Origin of the sequence: Eisenbergiella sp. OF01-20 (assembly GCF_003478085.1) — a bacterium.
Lineage (GTDB): Bacteria > Bacillota > Clostridia > Lachnospirales > Lachnospiraceae > Eisenbergiella.
This window is the reverse complement of the sequence record NZ_QUES01000063.1, coordinates 1-19,896: the sequence shown is the minus strand read 5'-3', so window position 1 is coordinate 19,896 and position 19,896 is coordinate 1. Positions and strand designations below refer to the sequence as shown.

The 19,896-nt window shown below is 48.0% G+C and carries 15 protein-coding genes, 1 tRNA gene and 1 pseudogene; 6 read left to right on the top strand and 11 right to left on the bottom strand.

Features of this window, described 5'->3' with window-relative positions:
* Positions 1-110: 110 nt before the first annotated feature.
* Together mgtE and DXA36_RS31720 are read right to left on the bottom strand one after the other, a co-directional pair.
* Entirely contained in the window at positions 111-1,451 is a 1,341-nt protein-coding gene (gene mgtE, locus DXA36_RS31725; protein ID WP_118683483.1) for a magnesium transporter, read from the bottom strand.
* A 226-nt stretch (positions 1,452-1,677) separates the two neighbouring features.
* Positions 1,678-2,334, bottom strand: coding sequence for a YigZ family protein (locus DXA36_RS31720; protein WP_118683482.1), 657 nt, complete (start codon positions 2,332-2,334; stop codon positions 1,678-1,680).
* A gap of 409 nt (positions 2,335-2,743) precedes the next feature.
* Here DXA36_RS31720 and DXA36_RS31715 point away from each other — a divergent pair, with 409 nt between their 5' ends.
* A complete protein-coding gene (locus tag DXA36_RS31715; RefSeq protein ID WP_118683481.1) occupies positions 2,744-5,581 on the top strand; it encodes a transglycosylase domain-containing protein in 2,838 nt (945 codons plus the stop codon).
* Between the two features lie 173 nt (positions 5,582-5,754).
* Here DXA36_RS31715 and DXA36_RS31710 read toward each other — a convergent pair whose 3' ends face one another.
* Complete coding sequence (locus DXA36_RS31710; protein WP_118683479.1) at positions 5,755-7,227, bottom strand: glycoside hydrolase family 32 protein; 1,473 nt, start codon at positions 7,225-7,227, stop codon at positions 5,755-5,757.
* 63 nt (positions 7,228-7,290) lie between these two features.
* Positions 7,291-8,391, bottom strand: a complete 1,101-nt coding sequence (locus tag DXA36_RS31705) for a glycoside hydrolase family 172 protein (RefSeq protein WP_118683477.1) — start codon at positions 8,389-8,391, stop codon at positions 7,291-7,293.
* 349 nt (positions 8,392-8,740) lie between these two features.
* Between DXA36_RS31705 and DXA36_RS31695 the strand changes: the two genes are divergently transcribed.
* Positions 8,741-9,280, top strand: a complete 540-nt coding sequence (locus tag DXA36_RS31695) for an RNA polymerase sigma factor (RefSeq protein WP_118683473.1) — start codon at positions 8,741-8,743, stop codon at positions 9,278-9,280.
* Positions 9,270-10,451 carry a DUF4179 domain-containing protein gene (locus tag DXA36_RS31690; RefSeq protein WP_243114783.1) on the top strand — a complete coding sequence of 394 codons (1,182 nt, stop codon included), beginning with the start codon at positions 9,270-9,272 and terminating at the stop codon, positions 10,449-10,451. The genes DXA36_RS31695 and DXA36_RS31690 overlap by 11 nt, the downstream gene beginning before the upstream one ends.
* A 168-nt stretch (positions 10,452-10,619) precedes the next feature.
* On the opposite strand, the gene DXA36_RS31685 is transcribed toward DXA36_RS31690, so the two are convergent.
* From DXA36_RS31685 to DXA36_RS31670, 4 genes are all read right to left on the bottom strand, one after another.
* On the bottom strand, positions 10,620-12,440 hold the full coding sequence (locus tag DXA36_RS31685) for a beta-L-arabinofuranosidase domain-containing protein (protein ID WP_182479349.1): 1,821 nt from the start codon (positions 12,438-12,440) through the stop codon (positions 10,620-10,622).
* Between the two features lie 112 nt (positions 12,441-12,552).
* A complete protein-coding gene (locus DXA36_RS31680) occupies positions 12,553-13,470 on the bottom strand; it encodes a carbohydrate ABC transporter permease (RefSeq protein WP_118683469.1) in 918 nt (305 codons plus the stop codon).
* Positions 13,471-13,482: 12 nt separating this feature from the next.
* On the bottom strand, positions 13,483-14,451 hold the full coding sequence (locus DXA36_RS31675; protein WP_118683467.1) for an ABC transporter permease: 969 nt from the start codon (positions 14,449-14,451) through the stop codon (positions 13,483-13,485).
* Positions 14,452-14,551: 100 nt separating this feature from the next.
* Positions 14,552-16,249, bottom strand: a complete 1,698-nt coding sequence (locus tag DXA36_RS31670; protein ID WP_118683465.1) for a DUF3502 domain-containing protein — start codon at positions 16,247-16,249, stop codon at positions 14,552-14,554.
* A 668-nt stretch (positions 16,250-16,917) separates the two neighbouring features.
* Here DXA36_RS31670 and DXA36_RS31665 point away from each other — a divergent pair.
* Positions 16,918-17,802 (top strand): AraC family transcriptional regulator, encoded by an 885-nt coding sequence (locus tag DXA36_RS31665; RefSeq protein WP_147366672.1) that lies wholly within the window; start codon positions 16,918-16,920, stop codon positions 17,800-17,802.
* Between the two features lie 159 nt (positions 17,803-17,961).
* Here the strand turns inward: DXA36_RS31665 and DXA36_RS31660 are convergent, their stop codons facing one another.
* On the bottom strand, positions 17,962-18,192 hold the full coding sequence (locus tag DXA36_RS31660) for a hypothetical protein (protein ID WP_147366671.1): 231 nt from the start codon (positions 18,190-18,192) through the stop codon (positions 17,962-17,964).
* 170 nt (positions 18,193-18,362) lie between these two features.
* Between DXA36_RS31660 and DXA36_RS31655 the strand changes: the two genes are divergently transcribed.
* On the top strand, positions 18,363-19,121 hold the full coding sequence (locus DXA36_RS31655; protein ID WP_118683459.1) for a hypothetical protein: 759 nt from the start codon (positions 18,363-18,365) through the stop codon (positions 19,119-19,121).
* Positions 19,122-19,260: 139 nt separating this feature from the next.
* Positions 19,261-19,347: a DUF6783 domain-containing protein gene (locus DXA36_RS34345; RefSeq protein ID WP_334295111.1), complete on the top strand. Its 87-nt coding sequence runs from the start codon at positions 19,261-19,263 to the stop codon at positions 19,345-19,347.
* Between the two features lie 63 nt (positions 19,348-19,410).
* On the opposite strand, the gene DXA36_RS31650 is transcribed toward DXA36_RS34345, so the two are convergent.
* Positions 19,411-19,483, bottom strand: a tRNA-Thr gene (locus tag DXA36_RS31650).
* Between the two features lie 162 nt (positions 19,484-19,645).
* Positions 19,646-19,896, bottom strand: a pseudogene (locus DXA36_RS31645) (hypothetical protein); the annotation flags it as partial.

Genomic DNA, 19,896 nt, shown 5'->3' with positions numbered 1-19,896 from the left:
GGACCGGCGTGCTTATAACGCCCCTTCCAGGAATCCTTGCAGGGCAGCAGGCCCCACAGGGAAGCAGGGGCAGGTGGCGCCGGACTTTTTTATCTACACCCCGTCTTTTGTTAAAAATGCAGCAGTACGGTGGCTATCTGGAAATAAATCACCAAAGACAGCGCATCCACAATGGTGGTTATGAAAGGACTGGCCATAACCGCCGGGTCAAAGCCGATTTTCTTGGCAAACATAGGAAGGCTGCAGCCCACAATCTTTGCCACAAACACCGTTACCACCAGGGTCAGGCAGATAACAAACGCCACCGCCGCCTGTACCCGGTCAAACAGCATCAGCTTGATAAAATTAGCCGCCGACAGGGTAATGCCGCAAAGCAGGGCCACCCTGGCTTCCTTCCAGATCACGCCCGGCATATCCCGGAACCGGATTTCATCCAGGGAAATACCGCGGATGATGGAGACACTGGCCTGGCTTCCCGCATTTCCGCCCGTGTCCATGAGCATGGGGATAAAGGTGGACAAGACCATACAGGCGCTGAGCGCCGATTCATAGCTGGCGATTATCCGTCCGGTAAAGGTCGCGGAAACCATCAGCAGCAACAGCCACGGAATTCTCTTTTTCCAGGTTTCCAGCACCCCTGTTTTCATATAAGGCTTATCGCTGGGCACGATAGCCGCCATCTTTTCCATATCCTCCGTAGCCTCTTCCTGGAGAATATCCACGATATCATCTACGGTAATAATACCCACCAGCCTGTTTTCGTTATCCACAACCGGCATGGCCGTAAAGTCATATTTCTGGAACTGTCTGGCAACCTCCTCCTGATCCATCAGGGTATTGATGGAGATTACGTTTTCATGCATGATGTCAGCAATCACCTCATCCGGCTGGCTCAGGAGCAGATAACGCAGGGCCACCGTTCCCACCAGCTTCCTCCGGCCGTCCAGGACATAGCAGATATTGATCGTTTCACTGTCCACCCCGATTTTGCGGATTCTGGCTATCGCCTCATCCACCGTCAGGTTTTCCTTCAGATCCACATATTCCACCGTCATAATGCTTCCGGCGGAATCCTCCGGATAACGGAGCAGATGATTGATATCCCTTCTCGTATCCGGGCTGGCATTTGCCAGGATTTTTTTTACCACGTTAGCCGGCATCTCTTCCATAAGATCCGCCGCATCATCAGCCATCAGGTTATCCACGATATTCGCCGCGTCCCTGTCGGACAGGGACGTAATGATAAACTGCTGGTTATCCACATCCATATAAGAAAAAACATCCGCCGCCAGATCCTTGGGAAGAATACGGAATACCTTCAGCATATCCTGTTCTTCCAGTTCCTCCAGCAGCACTGCGATATCCGCATCGTTAAGCTCCGACAGCATCTGGCGGAGTCTCGTATACTGCTTGCTGTCAAGCAGTTCTCTTATTACCTTGCTTTCTTCCATGACAATCTCCTTCCGGCGGTGTCATGACAGCTTTCAGGCATGGACCTGCCCCCATCCGGGCACGTCCGGCAGCTTTCCCGCAAAGCCCCATACCCGCCTTACCTGTAATCCTATTTTGACTGCAACTTCGCCCGGGGACGGGAACATCACTACTGCCTGCCGTTTTGCTCTTCATAAAAAACCACCACCTTTCGGAAATTAATACTCATTCACTATAACGTTACCATTACTCTTTGTCAATAAAATAGTATCTGCCAACCGCTTCCAGCACGGCTCTTCCGCCGGTCGCCTCCGTCAGTTCTTTTATCAGCCGTTCCTCCCCTTCCGCGGCGACAACGGTTTCCAGGACCACCCGCTGCGTATACTGCGCGTTTTCCTGGGGAAGCCCCTGCTGCCCTAACAGATACTGGATCCGGCCGATATCCGAATAGTCCGACCCAATCCGCAGCCGGGTCCCATAGCGCATGGTAACCACCCGGCTTCCTTCAAGCCCGGCTTTTACCGCCGCCCCATAGGCCCTGACCAGTCCGCCGGTCCCCAGAAGCGTGCCGCCGAAATACCGTGTCACCACCACGGCCGTATTGCAGATCCCTTCTCCCAGCAGCACCTCCAGCATAGGCCGCCCCGCTGTCCCCGAAGGTTCCCCGTCGTCACTGCAGCGCGTCAGCTCCGCCTTCCTCCCAAGCACAAAGGCGGAACAGTTATGAGAGGCGTCCCAATACTTTTTCTTCATTTCCTCAATAAACGCCGCCGCTTCTTCTTCCGTTTCCACCTTCCGTACCGTAGCCAGAAAGCGCGATTTCTTCTCCACAATCTCACCGGTTCCGCCTTCCAGCACACACCGATATGGCAGATATCTCTCCCTGTTTTCTTTCTTTTCCATAAAGAACCTCCCGGAATGCAACCGTTCCTATCCGTCTGAACGGTTACCTCATAATTCCTGTCAGTCTTATCTTATCACACCATCCCCTGCGATGTACATGTAGTTTTTCTGGCAGAAGGCAACAGGTGTAACAGTTGGCTACTGGTCACGGAGTACTGTGCATTTACTGCACGGGCCGTGAAAAACGCAGCGGCGGCAAGCCTCCGGCCCATGTTTAAAAGTGTGTAATATTGTGAACAATTCTTAATATGGAAGAAAAACCTTTATTTACCTGCCCATATTTGCTATAATCAGATAGGTAATGCCATTTTGGACCTGCCTGAAATGGCCCCAAAATGGGACATTACAGGTTGTTTTTTATGGAACCTTTTCCATGAAACTTCCTGTTTATCTTAAGGAGGCATAATTCATGAATTATGGCAAAAGAGGTGCCGCCAAGAAAAAAAAGGCACTGCGTTCCAAATCAAAAAAATGGGGCAAACGTTTTGCTCTTACCTTTTTTAAAGCCATTCTGCTTGTGATACTCGCTGCAGGTATTATCGGGATCTGCGGCGGACTGGGCGTTGTCAAGGGTATCCTGGCTTCTGCGCCGGATATCTCCAACATCGACGTATCCCCCACCGGTTTTTCCACCTTTGTATACGACGCGGAGGGGAACCAGATTGCCAAGCTGGATGCGGAAGGCTCCAACCGGGTGCCCGTAAGCATGGACAAAATCCCTGAAAATCTTGCCCACGCCTTTGTGGCAATCGAAGATTCACGTTTTTATGAGCATAACGGCATTGATATCAAAGGTATTATCCGTGCCGGCTTTATCGGGCTTACGTCCGGACATTTTTCCGAAGGCGCCAGCACCATCACCCAGCAGCTCATCAAAAATAACGTTCTTACCAGCTGGACAAGCGAAAGTGAAAAAGCTTTTGCCGTCAAAGTCAAACGTAAAATCCAGGAGCAGTATCTGGCCATTCTGCTGGAAAACCAGATGGACAAGGATAAAATCCTGGAAAATTACATGAATACCATCAATTTAGGGCAGAACACCCTGGGTGTACAGGCTGCTTCCAAACGGTATTTCGGGAAAAATGTATATGAACTGAACCTTTCCGAATGCGCCGTCATTGCCGCTATCACCCAGAACCCCTCCCGTTATAACCCGATTACCCATCCGGAAAAAAATGCGGAACGTCGGGAAAAGGTGCTCAACGACATGCTGGAGCAGGGATATATCAGCCAGTCCGAATTCGACGAAGCGCTGGCGGACGATGTCTATTCCCGCATTCAGACCGTTAACGAAGAGACAGGGGAAACCGCTGTTAATTCTTATTTTGTGGACGCCCTGACCGAAGCTGTCATGGATGATCTGGAAGCCGCCGGCTATTCCGAGGCACAGGCCTTTTCCATGCTTTATACAGGCGGCCTCAAGATTTACAGCACCCAGGATCCCACGATCCAGTCTATTTGTGATGAAGTATGCTCCAATGAGGAAAATTATCCCCAGGGTACCAGCTGGTATCTGAACTACCAGCTGTCCATCCAGCATTCCAATGGGGAAAGCGATAACTACAGCAAGGAAATGCTGGAGGAATACCTGAAGGAAAACGGAAACGATAAAAAATATCCCCTGCTTTTTTCCTCCCAGGAAGACGCATATGCGGCGATAGAAACCTATAAGGCTTCCCTTCTCCAGGATGGGGATGAGGTACTGGCGGAGAGTATTTCCATGACACCCCAGCCTCAGATTTCCATGACCATTGAGGATCAGTCCACCGGAAATGTGGTAGCTATCGTGGGCGGCCGCGGCGCCAAGGAGGCCAACCGTACCTTAAACCGTGCAACCTCCACTACCAGACAGCCCGGTTCCACCTTCAAAATCGTCTCCACCTATGCGCCCGCTTTAGACAGCGCGGGACTTACTCTGGCAGATGTGTTTGTAGATGCGCCTTTCAACTATGCCAACGGCAGGCCGGTATCCAACTGGTACAGTTCCGGTTACCGGGGCATCTGTTCCCTGCGGGATGGTATCCGGGATTCACTGAATATCATCGCGGTAAAGACCCTGACAACCATTACCCCCGATAAAGGGTTTGATTATCTGGAGAATTTCGGTTTTACCACGCTGGTAAGAAGCGAAGAAAAAAACGGACAGATTTTTTCCGATATTACCCAGTCCCTGGCTCTGGGAGGTATTACCTATGGTGTTACCAATATGGAGCTGAATGCCTCCTATGCCACGATTGCCAACGGCGGAACGTATATCAAACCCAAGCTTTATACCAAAATAGTGGATCATGACGGAAATGTGGTTATTGACAATACCGTAGGGGAAACCCGTCAGGTAATCAAGGAAAGCACAGCCTTCCTTCTCACAGACGCCATGGTGGATGTCGTTACCTCCGGTACCGGGACAAGCGTGAATTTCGGCGGCATGTCCATCGCCGGGAAAACCGGTACCACTTCGGATTATAACGATGTATGGTTTGCCGGCTATACGCCTTATTACACCTGTACCACATGGACAGGCTATGACAACAATGCCAAGCTTTCCGGGAAAACCGGGGAACGTAACCTGGCCAAAACCCTTTGGAAAGCGGCCATGAGCAAAATCCATGAAAACCTGGAAAACAAGGCCTTCAATGTCCCTGCCGATATCGTAACCGCAACCGTTTGCTCCCAGTCCGGCAAGCTTCCTATCGCCGGTATGTGTGACGAAACGCTGAAAACGGAATATTTCGCCAAAGGCACCGTTCCTACGGAAACCTGTGATGTGCATTACCAGGGCAGCGTATGTGAATATTCCGGCCTGCCTGCCACAGAGCTTTGCCCGTTCCAGGTACCCGGTACGGTAACTATGACACCCGCTCTGGACGCCGCCTTAAGCGGCAATGCCACTCCTGCGGAAGGCTCTTCCACCCAGTGTCCTCATGATGCCGCCTTTATGGCAGATCCCAATGCGGCGGCAGTCATTGCCCAGCAGCGGCTGGAGCTGGATGCCAGGAATATGCTGGCTAATTATGATATCCAGATGGCCAACCTGCAGGCCGCCCTTCAGAATGCCCAGACAGTATTGGCAAGCGCCCAGCAGCAGTTTGCGGCGGCCGCCGATCCGGAATCCCAGGCGGCGGCACAGAATTCCGTCAACCAGGCGCAGCAGGAAATTGACAGCCTGAACGCCCAGATCGCGGCGCTGCAGAATGCCTATGCATTACAGCAGCAACAGGCGGCGGAACAGGGCGGAGCGGCACAGTAAGTGCTCTGCCTATAGCAATGGAAAAACAGAGAGTTAGAAACGGGCATATCGCTTTTATGGCGGTATGCCCGTTTTATTAGGCTACAGTAAACTCACCGGACAAAAAAACGGTACAGCCCTTTTCCGGGGCCATACCGCCTTCTGTCGTAACTCGCTTTCCTCTGCCGAATCGGTTACACCATAATTTCATACATAACAAGATCTAAGGAACTCTCCCCTTTACAGGAAAAAGCTATGCCTTCCGCTTCCGGCGGCGTAAAAATCACAGAACTCATCGCCTGTTCCCCGTCATTGACAAATACCTCCAGCGTGTATTTATCCATCAACAGCCGCAGCTTCAGCTTTCCTTCTTTGGCATCCACATACATGGATCTGGTGCAAAGAAGATCCTTCTTCAGGCCGCTGTAGGTCCGGTCCGTGGTAAGCGTCCCCTTTCCCTTTTCATAAGACAGGGTGGTTTCAAAACCTTCTCCTGCCGCCAGATGAAGGGTCAGGGCATCACTCCGGCTCACATCCGCCTCCACCGTCATGTCCAGCACTCTTCCCCGGACGCCTTCCAGCTCTGTCTTTCCCGCCTTTTCCGACAATGTTACCCCCTTATGGGATACCTCGTTTTGACGGTAACGCTCCAGCTCCCTCACCGGATTCTGGATCAGCCTGTCATCCCGTAATTCCAGCTCCCGGGGAATGCTCATGATCCCCGACCACGGGAATTCCTCCGGCGTCAGGTAGTTGTCCCAGCTTTGCAGCCAGCCCGTCATCACCCTTCGTCCGTCTGCGGTTTCCACCGTCTGGGGCGCGTAGAAATCCAGACCATAATCCACACTGCGTGCCTCTTTCCGTAGGAATTTCTTTTTCTCACGGTCATAGCTTCCCACAAAATAGATGGCGTTGTTACCGTTATGGAATTCCAGTCCCTCCGCATGCATGAACTGGGGAGAGACGATCAGTATCTGGCTGTCCTCCAGAGGGAAGAAATCCGGACACTCCCACATTTTTCCGTACCGGCCCCCATTGGCATCCAGAATGGATTCAAACCGCCACTTTCCGGCATCCGCGGAGGAAAACAGGGCAATCTGCCCGCTTCCGTCCGCTCCCAGGCTGCCTGCCACGGCGTAAAACGTATCCCCTTCTTTCCAGATCCGGGGATCCCGGAAGTCCTCTTTTGAGCTTCCCTCCGGCAGCGCCTGTGCGGTTATCACCGGATTTTCAGGAAGCTTTTCATAATTGATCCCGTCCCCCACGGCGATACACTGGGTTTGACGGAGGGTATGCCTTCCGTCATCTTCCATCCGGTCAAGCACCCCTGTATACATGAGGATGTGCTTTCCTTCATGCTCCACCGCACTGCCGGAAAAACAGCCCTGCCCGTCGTATCCCGTATCCGGCGCCAATGCGCAGGGCAGATGCTCCCATTTGATAAAATCCCTTGTTTTCTGGTGTCCCCAGTGCATAGGCCCCCATACGGTACTGTAGGGATGGTATTGATAAAACAGATGGTATTCTCCCTGATACCGGGAAAAACCGTTGGGATCATTGATCCAGCCCACTGCCGGCGTCAGATGGAACACACATTTTGACCCCTCCGGTGTCTGTGTCCGCTTCTCCTCCTCATAGGCTCTTGCCCTGTCTAATTTCTCGCTCATTCAGCCGCTCCTTTTTCTATAGTAGATTATCTTTTATCCGGCTGTCCTGCCGGCTGCTTACCTTCACCTGGGCCAGCGTTCCTTCCGCTCCATCAGCTTTCCGAAAGGTTGATGCGGCTCTGTCTGATACCAGTAGGCCACCGTCGCCACATCGTCCTGGCGTTCAAAAAGGCCCCCATGGTATACTCCAATCTGCTGGATGGTCACCTTCAAATCCTCCTCGAACAATACCGGATCCGCGATATGCCAGCGGTAAAAGCTGCGCTGGGGCATCTGATCGTCGTTATGGTAGTCGTTGTGCAGGAACGTATCATGGTGGGAATAATACGGATACCCGAGAAACGGGGTACAAAAGGTATTTTCCACCGTCCGCCCGTTTTCCTGGGTAGCAAAGCTCCAGGCTCCCCCAAAATAATCCTCCGTCCCTGTCCCGCAGATGGTCGGGTATTCTTCATCTCCGTCTATGTAGAACTTCACTTCCCCTTCCCCGTACCAGTACCTCTCCAGGGTTGTAAGCGCCAGATAGGTTCCCACATACTGGCCGCGGCCTTTCACTCCGTCCAGGATGACATAATCCTCTCCCTTTTCCGTGAGGCGCTGCCGTCTCCAGCTGGCATGGAAATATCCCGTTTCAGCAGGCAGCTCCTCAAGCAGGCAGTAGTCCACCTGGTAAAAGAAAGCATTCACCGCTTCGTCACACTGGTTTTCAATGGTGATTTTCGCTTTTTTCCCGAAGGGCATAGGAAAATAGGAATTAAAGCCGCGGGTGGGATTAACAGCCACAGGCAGGGAATTCACCGGATAGGATACCCCGAAACCGCAGCAGAAAAAATCGCCCAGCGGGCTTTCCACGGAGGGGGTTTCCTCGCCATCCCAATACATACGCAGTACCAGATCCCGGAGAATATACCGGTTCCTGTCGCTGGTACGGTCCGTTACCGTGATCCAGATATGCGTAACCACGCCGGGACCGTCCATTTCCGCCAGGGTCACCGTTTCTCCCGGCTCCAGGCAGGGAATACAGGGTGACCCTTTCCTGGAAGGGCCAAGGTCGCTGGCTGCCATTCCCCCTTTTCCTTTTTCCCCGGTCCGGTTCTCCCAGTTAATTGCCCTGCTCTTCCCCCTTCGTAAAAGGGGCAGGGAATCCAGACTTCCCATAAACATATACGTATCCTCCTTTTTGTATAACCTGTCTGAAGAACAGCCGCTGCGTTCCGCGGACCATCCTTATGTCCAAACAACGGATGGCAAGGTCCGCCAGCCATCCGTTGTTTCAAAGAAAGCAGACAGAAAGCACTGCCTGCTTCAATCGATCCGGGTATTGTATGAATCGTTTCATTTTAGTTTTATCCTATCATTGGCATGTATATTTGTCAATCTTTTTCCTTCTGTTATTTGACCAAATGATAAAATTCTTCAAGAATGTGAAAACTTTTTCCGGTGTCATGACAATATATATATGCAAGGGCAAATCTTTGCAAGTCGACTTGAAAGAAGAAGGAGGAGGGCGGCTATGAATAATGATGAATTCGATCGGTTTGTCCTGAAGTTTGGAAAGGATATTCTGCGGTTTTGTCGGATAACAGCCGGAGATGTGGAAAACGGGGATGAACTGTATCAGGACACTATGCTCAATCTGCTGGAGAAAAAGAAAAAGCTGGACTCTACACAGAATACAAAGAGTTATGCCTTATCCACCTCAATTTATCTTTGGAAAAATAAGAAGAAAAAATATGCAAACAGGATGCGGCTGGTTCCGATCGACAGTATAGATGAGATGTCTGATGAGGGATATGAAGTTTCCGAGCATGACAATGAGGCTTCTCCAGAACATATTGTATTGAAGCAAAATGAGATAGACTTGATTCAGGGAGTCGTTGCATCCCTTCCTGAGAAATACCGAATACCGATCTATTTGTATTATTCAGCGGATATGCAGATCAATGAAGTGTCTGAAATTCTCGGCCTGCCGGAGGGAACTGTTAAAAGCCGGATGCGGAAAGCAAAAAAGCAGTTAAAGGAAAAATTGGAGGCGATAGGATATGACAGATGAAAAATTGGATCAAATCTTAAAGCAAGCCCTTGCTCCTGAAATAAGTACCAGAGAAATCCGGATACATAGAAGGAGGAAGTATAAAATGAAGAAATTTAGCAAAATAGGGAAATTTGCAGCTGCTGCTGCGGCTGCTGCGATTATTGGAATTGGCGGTCTGGGTTATTATAATCCGGCGCTTGCAGCTAAGATTCCCTTGATTGGAAAAATCTTTGAGAAGGTTCAGGATAATGTCACATATTCAGGTGATTATTCGGATAAGGAAACGGTTTTAACGAATGAGGATCATGCTGGTAATTTGGATACATCGGATTATTCTGTATCTGATCAAGGAATTACATTGACGGTATCAGAAATCTACTGTGATGGATATTCCATATTCCTTACGGTAAATATCGAAGCAGAAGAGGCAGATTTTACTCATATTCCGGAACATTATACAGGCATGAATGCCGCAGATAATCGGACAGCCGCAGGATTTTATATAGGCGGAACATGGAGTGTGGATGGAAGTTCACCTGAATGGCTCGAAAATACGTTTGAGGGAGAGGTAATCGACAGCCATACATTTGCAGGTATTCTGAAGATAAATCTAGCGGAGAAATTTGTAGGCAGCGGCGAACTTGACCTAAATGTAAACGGTCTTGGTTATGATGATGACAGGATGCTTGATGGCGAGGAAATTTCGGCATCTCACTGGACGGATGGCGTCTGGAATGTTGTCCTTCCATTTGAGGTAAATGGAACAGATGTAAAGACGATTGAAGTAGGTGAGAAAAAAGGAAATATTACGCTTGATGATATAGTGATATCTCCGTATCAGGTAATTGTCCATACGACAACACCGGGAGAACAGAGAGAACTGACAGACGACAGGAGGGAAAAGCTGCTTTCAAAAGATCCTGATTTGACAGATGCAGAGATGTTAGAACTTCTTGGGTGGTCTTATGAACCCTGCCAGACTATTTGTTTTAACCAGAATGGGGAAATGCTTTACTTGGATACGGAAATGGCGGGCAGATCCGGATTTGCCGTTCAGGGGAAAGAGATAAAAACTTTGTACATCTTTATTTTTGATAATTATGATGATTGTCTTCAAATGGAACAGGAAGGAATGGACAGCAGTGTTGCAGACAAGGCTATTATTTCTAAAGAAATTCATGTAGAGTAAGCGGGCAGAAAATGGATTAGACAGTAATAAGTAATATAAGAAAGAAAATAAAAGGCAGGCATGCCATTGCATAACACAGGAAAGCAAATCTTCCAAAAGAATATTTTCCCTGTTTATGCCCGCAGTCCGCAGGGCGGCCGACACCGCCCTGACAGTCTGGAACCACCCTTATCCCCTTTCCCCCGTTTGTGTGCGAAACCGCACATACATAAAATACCACTCCATGACAGGCAGCCTGTAATAGGGACGGAAGGTCCTCACTTCCTGGGGATAAGGACATACATGCCCGGGAAGGGTACGGAAAATCATTTCCTTTTCCTCCACACAGGTAATCCAGGTTTCCGGTTTTTCCATATCCCCGTCAAACAGGGTCATTTTGTCCGCAGCCAGCACTGCCGGCCCGAAACAGAGTGCCGCGATATCCTTATTTTTATCATCAACCGGCTTAAACTCCAGGCGGAAAGGATAGATTACGGTAATCACATCGTCCTCCTTCCACACCCGTTTTAGTACGGCCCAGGTATCCGGAGACGGCTTCAGCCCCGAATCCTCGCCGTTTACCAGAATCCGGTTTTCCCCTCCGGCCCAATGAGGCACCCGGAAGCAAATCCGGAAGGGGCTGCTGCCTGCTTCCTGTATACGGAACCTGCGCACAGGGGCGATATCCTCATCCGAACAGTTCTCCAGAACCGCCTCTTCCCCGCTGACGGTAAATGCCGCCCTGGACTGCATATACTGGGATACATAAATCCCATCTTCGTCCGTATAATAAAGCATATTTGCATATTCCGCCACATCCTGGGGAAAGGTCCCGGTACAGCACTGCCATTCAAAATTGGCCCCGTTGCCCTGCAGCCTTCTGTCATGGACGCTCTTTACCGCACCGTCCACAAAATATCCCGCATAATACATGACATGCCCCTGGGAATCAATAGGCGGCTGGCCCGCCACGCCGTTAATCAGCATCTGCTCGGCCCATGCGCCGTATTTTGCTTTTCCGGTTATCCGGAGCAGATAATTACAGATTTTGAACACAGCCCAGGCACAGCAGGAAACCTCGCAGCTGCCCCAGTTATCGTTGCGGGTCACATATCCGCCTCCGAAATTGCGGTAGACAGCATTTCTTTTGGTGGGGTCCCAGGAATCCTTCAGCATTTCTCCCAGGAAGCCCTCTTCCTCAGCGAACAGGCATTCTGCGGGACCATAGCCTCCTGTAGCATACGTATGTTTTTCCGTAATTTCTTCATACCCGTTCTCGATGGCCTCAAGATAGGTTTTTTCTCCGGCCACCTCATAGGCCATAGCCGCGCTGGAGAGGCTGTTAACCTGACTGTAGGCATGTCTGGGGCCTATGGAAGTGTCTCTGCGGCACAGCTTATCCCACAGATACGTATAGTCCCATTCCCTGGCAAAATCCAGGTATTTCTGATCCCCGGTCAGCCGGTAGGCACGGTAGAGGTTTTCCGGAAGTGTATACCACTCGATCATGTCATTGTCACATAATTCCGGTCCCTGCAGCCCGTCTCTGGGAATGTCCCTTTTAAACCGCGCTGCCGCGCTGTCTGTAAGAAGGGAACACCAGACAAGCCCTTTTTCATACCCCAGATATTCATACATATCCAGGAAGCCGCCCAGCAGCTTTTCATATACATAGGTGCCGTTGCAGTCGATCACCTTTTGAGCCGCTTCGGCACATTTCCCCCATTCATCCGCCAGATAAACCGCCTTTTCTTTCAGCCGGTAGTCCCCTGTCACCGCATAGAGCTTGGCAAAGGCCCCCAGCTTCTGTCCGAAGGTGGACGCTCCGTTTCCGTACCAGCCGGTCAGCCCCTCTCCGGGAGCCTCCAGCCCTGCCAGTTTCCTGAAATAGTAAAGAAAAGAATCATTGGGTATCGACAGGTAGGTTTCTGCCGTATCCCTGCGCTGCCGTTCCCACAAGCTGTTTTTAAGTTCTACCTTCCGGTATTGGAAATCCTTCAATCTGTCCATTTTTATCCCCCTGCCTATCGCGGGCATGCCTGCGATACTATATGAATCAGCGGTCCGAAACCGCTATTGTCTCAACTATTTCCCCCAACGCGCCGAAAAACGCGCATTCTTTTCACCCCTTGACCGCTCCGATCATCACCCCTTTTTCAAAATATTTCTGGATAAAAGGATATACGCACAGAATCGGCAGGGTGGATACTATGATAACCGCATATTTTACCTGATCCGCGGCCCCCTGGGCATAGCCGCCCTGTACGCTTCCCACACCGCTGGAGAACGCCTGGTTGAGCAGAAGGATTTCCCGCAGGATAATCTGGAGCGGGGCATTTTTGGCATTGCTGTTAAACAGCAGCGCATTAAAGAAATCATTCCAGTGGAATACCGCATAATACAGGATCAGCACGGAAATCACCGCCTTGGACAAGGGCAGGACCACCTTGATAAAATAATTGAAATGGGAACAGCCGTCCAGTACCGCCGCCTCATACAAATCCTCCGGAATGGAATTTTCAATAAACGTCCTTGCAATGATCAGGTTATAGGTATTGACCGCCACAAACACAATGAGAATGGTCTTGGTGGAAATCAGCCCCAGGGAGCTTACGGTCATATAGAGGGGGACCAGCCCGCCGCTGAAGAACATGGTGAAAACAAAGTAAAACATCACCTTGTTCCTTGCCTTGAAATCTCTTCTGGATAAGGCATAGGCCGCCGGCATGGTAACCGCCATATTCAGAAGCGTTCCCGCAACCACATAGAATATGGTATTGGCATACCCCATCCAGATACGGCTGTCGTCTGCTATCTGCTGGTATCCGTAAAAACGGATGTCCCTTGGCAGGAAGGTAACCTTTCCCAGGTTCACCAGATTGGAATTGCTGATGGACGCAATGATAATAAACCACAGCGGATAAGCAATAACGATAAATACCAGGATGCTCAGGATAAGAACCATCGCACCGAATATTCTGTCCGGCCAGTTAAAGGACTTTTTCCCCGCCCTTTCAGGGCTTTTTTTATTATCTGCCATAATCTCTCCCTCCTACATCAATCCGGTGCCGGTGGTGCGTTTGGAAATAAAGTTGGTTACCAGCAGGAATACAAAATTAATCACCGTATTAAACAGGCCCACAGCCGCACCGAAGCTGAACTGTGAGGATTTGATGCCCACGGTATAGACATAGGTGGAAATAACCTGGCTGGCTCCCAGATTCAGGCTGTTCTGCATCAGAAAGACCTTGTCAAACCCGACATTCAGGATATTGCCCATATTCATAATAAGCAGAATCATGATTGTGGGCAGGATAGCCGGAAAATCAATATGTATCATCGTCTGCCACCGGTTGGCCCCGTCAATCCTGCAGGCATCGTACAGCTGGGTATCCACGGAGGACAGGGCGGCGATAAAGATAATACTGTTCCAGCCCATGGTCTGCCAGACGCCGGAAAGCACATACAGAGGCACAAAGCAGGATTCTTTTCCCAATATGTTGGTATCCCGGGAAACAATAAGAAGACTCTTTAAAAAATTAGCTATCACCCCGCTGTCATTGGCAAACATAATGTTAAGCATGGATACCAGGACTACAACGGATATAAAATAGGGAATATAAACGGTTGTCTGCACCGTACGTTTCCACTTCGGACTGCGGATTTGATTGATTACCATAGCCAGGATAATCGGGGCCGGAAAGCCTACGAGAATACTGGTCGCAGATATGACGAATGTGTTTTTTAAAGTGGTCCAGAACATAGGACTCTCAAAATATTGCCTGAAGTATTTCATGCCGACGAATTTACCGCCCGTAATTCCTGCTGTAAAGCTGTATTCACGGAATGCAAGCTGGATTCCATACATGGGAACATAACAGAAAATCAGAATATACAGCATAGCGGGAAACAGCATAATCCACAGCTGCCAGTTATGCTGGAGATATTTTTGGAATCCCTGTTTCATTCCGGCCGGAGCATTCTTTTTAGGAACTGTCATTCCCTTAGACGTAGCGCTCATACGATCACCCTTCCTTCATACAGAATGTGGGATGCAAAAAACACATCCCACCTGTCTGAACTGTTACATTATCTGTTCTTTTATTCAGGTCCGTCCGGGTTTATTTTCCCAGATATGTATCAAAGGCTTTCTGCCTGATTTCCAGTATCTGAGGAAGGCCCGCGTCGTTCACGCTCTTCACGTAGCTGTCCCAGTCGGCATCGATGTCCGATTCCCCTGTCATCCACAGGGACCAGTAGTTATCAATAATATTATTGATATTTGCCTGGGTAAGAGCCATCGTATTCTGATCTTCTTCCGAGTATTTCATAAACATCTGAGGATACGTATCCGATTCGCTTGCTTTGGCAATCACGTCGTCGTATACTTTTCTTTCCTCCAGCGCAAAGGTCATATCCTGTGCCATTTCGATTTCCGTACTTCTGCGGATATACATCGGCGCATTGTCCGCCATGGTGCTGGTCCATTTCCAGGTACCGGGATCCGTATCGGGATCCAGGGGATCCAGCACCTTGAAGCTGTTGTCACCAGTCTGCTCCACACAGCCGTCAGAGATGCCGCCGAAGAGGCCCTGTACGGATACCGCCGGGTCGTAGAAGCAGTCGATAAACCGTACTGCGGCTTCCACATCCTTGCAGTTAGCGCTGACGCATACCCGGTTTCCGGACATGTTCAGTCCTGTGTAGTCATCTCTCCAGCGTGTATCATAGGTTCCGGGTTCGCAGTCAATATCATAGTCCAAAGCAGGAACCGGCACATACTGGCTGTAAAGGTTCGGCCCGAATTTATCTGTTTCCTCCCAGCCGAAAACACATCCCACCAGCGCCTCCCCGTTTTCATTACCGCGGGATAAGGACTGGAAAGCGGAATAATCGTTGGAAATCGCGTTGGTATTGATCAGGCCGTTCGCGTAAAGGTCTGCCACATATTTAATGAAAAGCTTGTAACGCTCGTCCACCGCATAGCATTTGATCTGTCCGTCTTCCGCAAAATAGGCATCTGTGCCCCAGTTCGTGAGCTGAATGCCAAGGGAGCCGACGAGATTTGTCATGGAATAGGCGCTGTTGAACCAGCCGTTGTTGGCCCCTGCATTGAAGTCCATGGGGATTTCATCGTCAGGATCCCCGTTTCCGTTGGCGTCCTGTTCCTTAAAGGCCTTCAGCACATCCTTCAGTTCCGTAAAGGTAGTGGGTACTTCTTTTCCCACATTCGTAAGCCATTCCTGATTAATGAACATAACCGTATTGGTGGAAGGCCATTTCCCCTGGAATTTGGGAAGCCCGAATATTTTTCCTTCCATTGTGGTCGCCAGGGTCTTGGTATCCGGCTCTTCTTCAAACATAGCCGTGATGTTGGGCGTGGTTTCCGCACTTATGTAAGGGGTCAGGTCCGTAAACAGGCCGGCATATTTGGTATAATCGGAATCCGCCGTTGCATTAAATAAAAGATCCGGAATATCCCCCGCGGCGAACCGGGTGGATTTTACCGTTTCCCAATCGGCCCGGATCTGTTCCCATTCGATTTCCACACCTGCTTTTTCCTCGATTTCGGAAACCCATTTCATTTCCGTGATATCCTTAGTCAAAGAGTGGGAAATAATCAGCGCTTTCAGCTTTACCACTTCCCCGGTGGATGCGGACGCATCACTGCCGTTCCCTTCCGCCGCAGGAGCTGCCGTTTCCGTGCCGCCCGTGCCCGTACCTGCCGTACCGCCCGTACTTGAACTGCTGCCGCAGCCTGCCAGCAGACCTGCAAGCATTGCTGCGGAAAGCACCAGTGCCAATACTTTCTTTTTCATCCTTTTTCCTCCATTCTTTATTTTGAAATCTCACGGTAGCCGTGTTATTTCCTTTTTTCACCGGTAAGCATCCTTTTATCCGGATCCGTTCCCCGTGGTTTTCCCGTGCCCTGACGGGGAAGCCGAACTCCCATCCCCGAAAAAGAGCTGTATGCTCCGCTTTTCAGCGGCATTTTATTGGTCTTATTTTATTATGTATCTGCCGGTACTGATTTATTTTATCGTGCATTTTGAATATATCCTTTGTAACTGCACCGGTTTTTATGGGTATATCTTATAATCCCCTTCCCTTTTCGTAAATGTCATAAAGATACATTAAGTGTAAAAAGGTTATAGCTTCCTTTTCACACCCGGAAATCCACAACCTTTTTACACCCAACCTAACCTTTATACACCTTGTACATTTTAACAGCCTTTTATATACTATTTTTATGCATTATTTACTAATTTCCATTTCTTACCAATAAGAAATTTCTTTTCTTTCCTGCTCTTTTAGCTATTTTACGTTTTAATTACGTCCGTCCGAAATCTGTATAACAGATATACGGACCATTCTTTTTATTTTAAGACAGGATAAAGATACACCTGGGGTGTTAAATTTCAGACTGCCTGTTCAGTACCTTCACAGTTACATTTCAGGCTGCCATTTAGAAAGGAGGGCGCGGTTCTTGAAGGCTTATGAATTTACAATCGATAAACCTCTTGAATATGTTTATACCGGCAAATTTGAAGCGCTCTCTCCCAATTGGGTCCATGAGACAGCCGATTTGCTTGATTATGAACTTTTTGTCATATCCAAAGGGCCGCTTTATATCTCTTACCAAAACCAGGATTTTACCGTCAACACCGGCGAAACCCTTCTTCTGCCTCCCGGCCAGCCCCCCTTTAATCTCCGCCGCGGCTTCAAACCCTCCGACTGCAGTTTTTACTGGATGCATTTCACCTCCCGGCATCCCGTCTCCCTTGTAATTCCCGATGACGGTTCGCCGGAAACCCTGGGTTATCTGGCGGAAAACAATATCCGGCTGCTGATTCCCCAATATTGCCAGACGTTGAACACGGAAAAAATCATTGTCCTTATGAAACAGCTCCAGGATGCCGTCCGCTCCCGCTATGACCGGCTGACCATCGATTATATGACCACTCTGGTCATGTGCGAAATCCATAACCAGCATCTCAAACAATTCAATCTGGGAGCACCGACCAAAACCCAACGGCAGATGTTTCAGGATATCCTGGACTATATCAAATGCCATATCCAGGAAAACATACGGGTATCGGACATCGCCCGTTCCTTCGGCTACAACGAAAAATATCTCTCCCATATGTTCAGTTCCATAGCGGGCGTGTCTCTGAAACGATACATAATGAAGGCCAAAATTGACGAGGCCAATTTCATGCTGACGGACACCAATATGACTATCCTGGAAATCAGCAACGCCCTGGGTTTTGCCGACAGCCATAACTTCATGAAATTCTACAAAAAACTCACGGGGCTGACACCAAGCGAATACCGGAATGCGTTTTCCAAGCGTATGCTGTTCCATCAGTAAGTATGGGCAGTTACTTTGCAGGCCGGATTTATAACTAAAAAAAGCGCCTTCCCTATGCCGTGAGGCGTAGTATGGGAAGGCACTTTTACTTTTTAATCAGAATTGGAACTTAAATGTTTACAAAACTTTAGTATTCCTTTGATTGTGTTATAATAAAGTTCACAGTAATTGTCCATTCTTTTTCCGATGCAGGTCCGTATTTTTATTGTCTGCTTCAACGGAATCGGAAGCATCCGTATAGGAGGTATAAATCCTGCTTGGATGCACACGGAGAAATTTGGATGTTCCTTCGATACTTATAGTATAAAGCCCACCAATGAATTTAATAATGCTCACCTTTTTAATCATACTGTGGTTTTCAATAATATAATACACTCTATTAGTCTCCATAAACATCGCCCCCCTGGCATATATTATACAGAACATATGTTCTATTGTAAAGACCCGTATGAGATTTCTTATAACTTTATTTTTGATATGATTGCTTTATCTCGTAAAAATAGACAGCTAAAAATTGACATTAAATATTCTGCAAAATATATAACAAGAAGGGGGATTTTATGCGAAAGCGATTACAAAAGAATAGTAATAAAAATTTATTAAGAAACATAGATACGGCAGGTATCATGGAATCTCCATTAACCAAAAGGGAACCTTATTCTACACGAGTTTATTCCGTCAAGAGAACAAATTCTCGTATCCGACTTAAAAATAATAATCAATTTCATACTTGTTTCTTTAAAGTAATAAATGTATTAATTACCGGTCTAATGGACTTCCTTAAAATGGGCAACCAACATACCATATATCGACCAGAACCAAGATTTCTATATTCCAAGATTTCTATAATTTATGGAAATAGCACCTCATCAAAACAATTTAGGCAAAAAAAAATTACAGTTCTGCATATAACCAAAAATGTTACTTACTTTCCAGCACCTAACTATAACATTGATTATAGATATAATAGTAAAGATGGTTTGGATTCAATAATAAAAAGTAATTCTTTTATGTTGACTGTTGAAACATTAAATTCATATCTAACAGAAAGCAGTTATGATTACAGGTATGCGTATTTTGGATTATTGGCTGTACTTCAACAGTACACAAATTTATTTTTTATCGATGGAAGGCAAGAAGCAATTGAAGAATTAGAGCTATCAGGAATAATTAAACATGTGCGAAAAAATAACTATATTTCAAATATGTCATTAAATGATTTTTTCAACTATATTTATTATTACAATCCGGAAAATGATCCTTATATAGAAATAAAAAGACAGAAATATATACAAGAATATCGAGAGGCTTACGATTAAAAACATAATATCCCAATACAATAACCTTAAAGTGTGTTTGAAAATTCATTCCGCAATCTGCACGCCTGCTTTAGCAGGATCCCCACTTTGCGTGGAATTTATCCCAAATTCAATCAACGTAGCCCTCTGCGCCTCATAAATCTGGGACAAATTCCCCACAAATTGTGACGCACATCTTGCAGAAAGCAATTTTCAAACTCTCACTAGCAAATGCTATTCTAAATAAGATAAATAGAATCTTGCTTATTTTCAGACATGAAAAAAGCCCGTAAAATACGGGCTTCTTACAAGCTGCTGATGGGAATCGGACCCATGACCTCCGCACTACCAATGCGACGCTCTACCGACTGAGCCACAGCAGCGTTTTCTGGTGACTCTCGCTGTCACCGAAAGCTAGTATAGCATAACAAAATCTGTTTTGTCAACAATAAAATCTGTTTTTTTACAGTTTTTCTTACTACTCATGTATACAGGGCAAGCCGGAGGACAGGTTATATGATAGAAGCATGAATTTACACAAAGATTCAGAAGATGTCCGGCAGTCCGGCCTTTTCTATGAATTCCTGTATAGTTCCTGCTTTTGCCGCTTGCTTAAGCCACCGGTTCAAAAGTTCAAGGTCGGTTTCTGAAAGAATTCTTTCTCGCAGCTCAACCGGAATTTCCCCCAGTTCCTTCAGCAGAGCAAGCACATCTTCTGCTTTTCCTTCCGCTTTTCCAATACGGAATTCATCGGCCCGGATTTTCTTCATTTCTTCTTCTTTGTTATATTCAAAGA

Coding starts and splice junctions, on each gene's coding strand:
- DXA36_RS31710 (WP_118683479.1), bottom strand. CDS start 7,227: ATGAGCGAGAAATTAGACAGGGCAAGAGCCTATGAGGAGGAGAAGCGG.
- DXA36_RS31680 (WP_118683469.1), bottom strand. CDS start 13,470: ATGGCAGATAATAAAAAAAGCCCTGAAAGGGCGGGGAAAAAGTCCTTT.
- DXA36_RS31670 (WP_118683465.1), bottom strand. CDS start 16,249: ATGAAAAAGAAAGTATTGGCACTGGTGCTTTCCGCAGCAATGCTTGCA.
- DXA36_RS31695 (WP_118683473.1), top strand. CDS start 8,741: ATGAATAATGATGAATTCGATCGGTTTGTCCTGAAGTTTGGAAAGGAT.
- DXA36_RS31655 (WP_118683459.1), top strand. CDS start 18,363: ATGCGAAAGCGATTACAAAAGAATAGTAATAAAAATTTATTAAGAAAC.
- mgtE (WP_118683483.1), bottom strand. CDS start 1,451: ATGGAAGAAAGCAAGGTAATAAGAGAACTGCTTGACAGCAAGCAGTAT.
- DXA36_RS31685 (WP_182479349.1), bottom strand. CDS start 12,440: ATGGACAGATTGAAGGATTTCCAATACCGGAAGGTAGAACTTAAAAAC.
- DXA36_RS31675 (WP_118683467.1), bottom strand. CDS start 14,451: ATGAGCGCTACGTCTAAGGGAATGACAGTTCCTAAAAAGAATGCTCCG.
- DXA36_RS31720 (WP_118683482.1), bottom strand. CDS start 2,334: ATGGAAAAGAAAGAAAACAGGGAGAGATATCTGCCATATCGGTGTGTG.
- DXA36_RS31660 (WP_147366671.1), bottom strand. CDS start 18,192: ATGGAGACTAATAGAGTGTATTATATTATTGAAAACCACAGTATGATT.
- DXA36_RS31705 (WP_118683477.1), bottom strand. CDS start 8,391: ATGTTTATGGGAAGTCTGGATTCCCTGCCCCTTTTACGAAGGGGGAAG.
- DXA36_RS31715 (WP_118683481.1), top strand. CDS start 2,744: ATGAATTATGGCAAAAGAGGTGCCGCCAAGAAAAAAAAGGCACTGCGT.
- DXA36_RS31690 (WP_243114783.1), top strand. CDS start 9,270: ATGACAGATGAAAAATTGGATCAAATCTTAAAGCAAGCCCTTGCTCCT.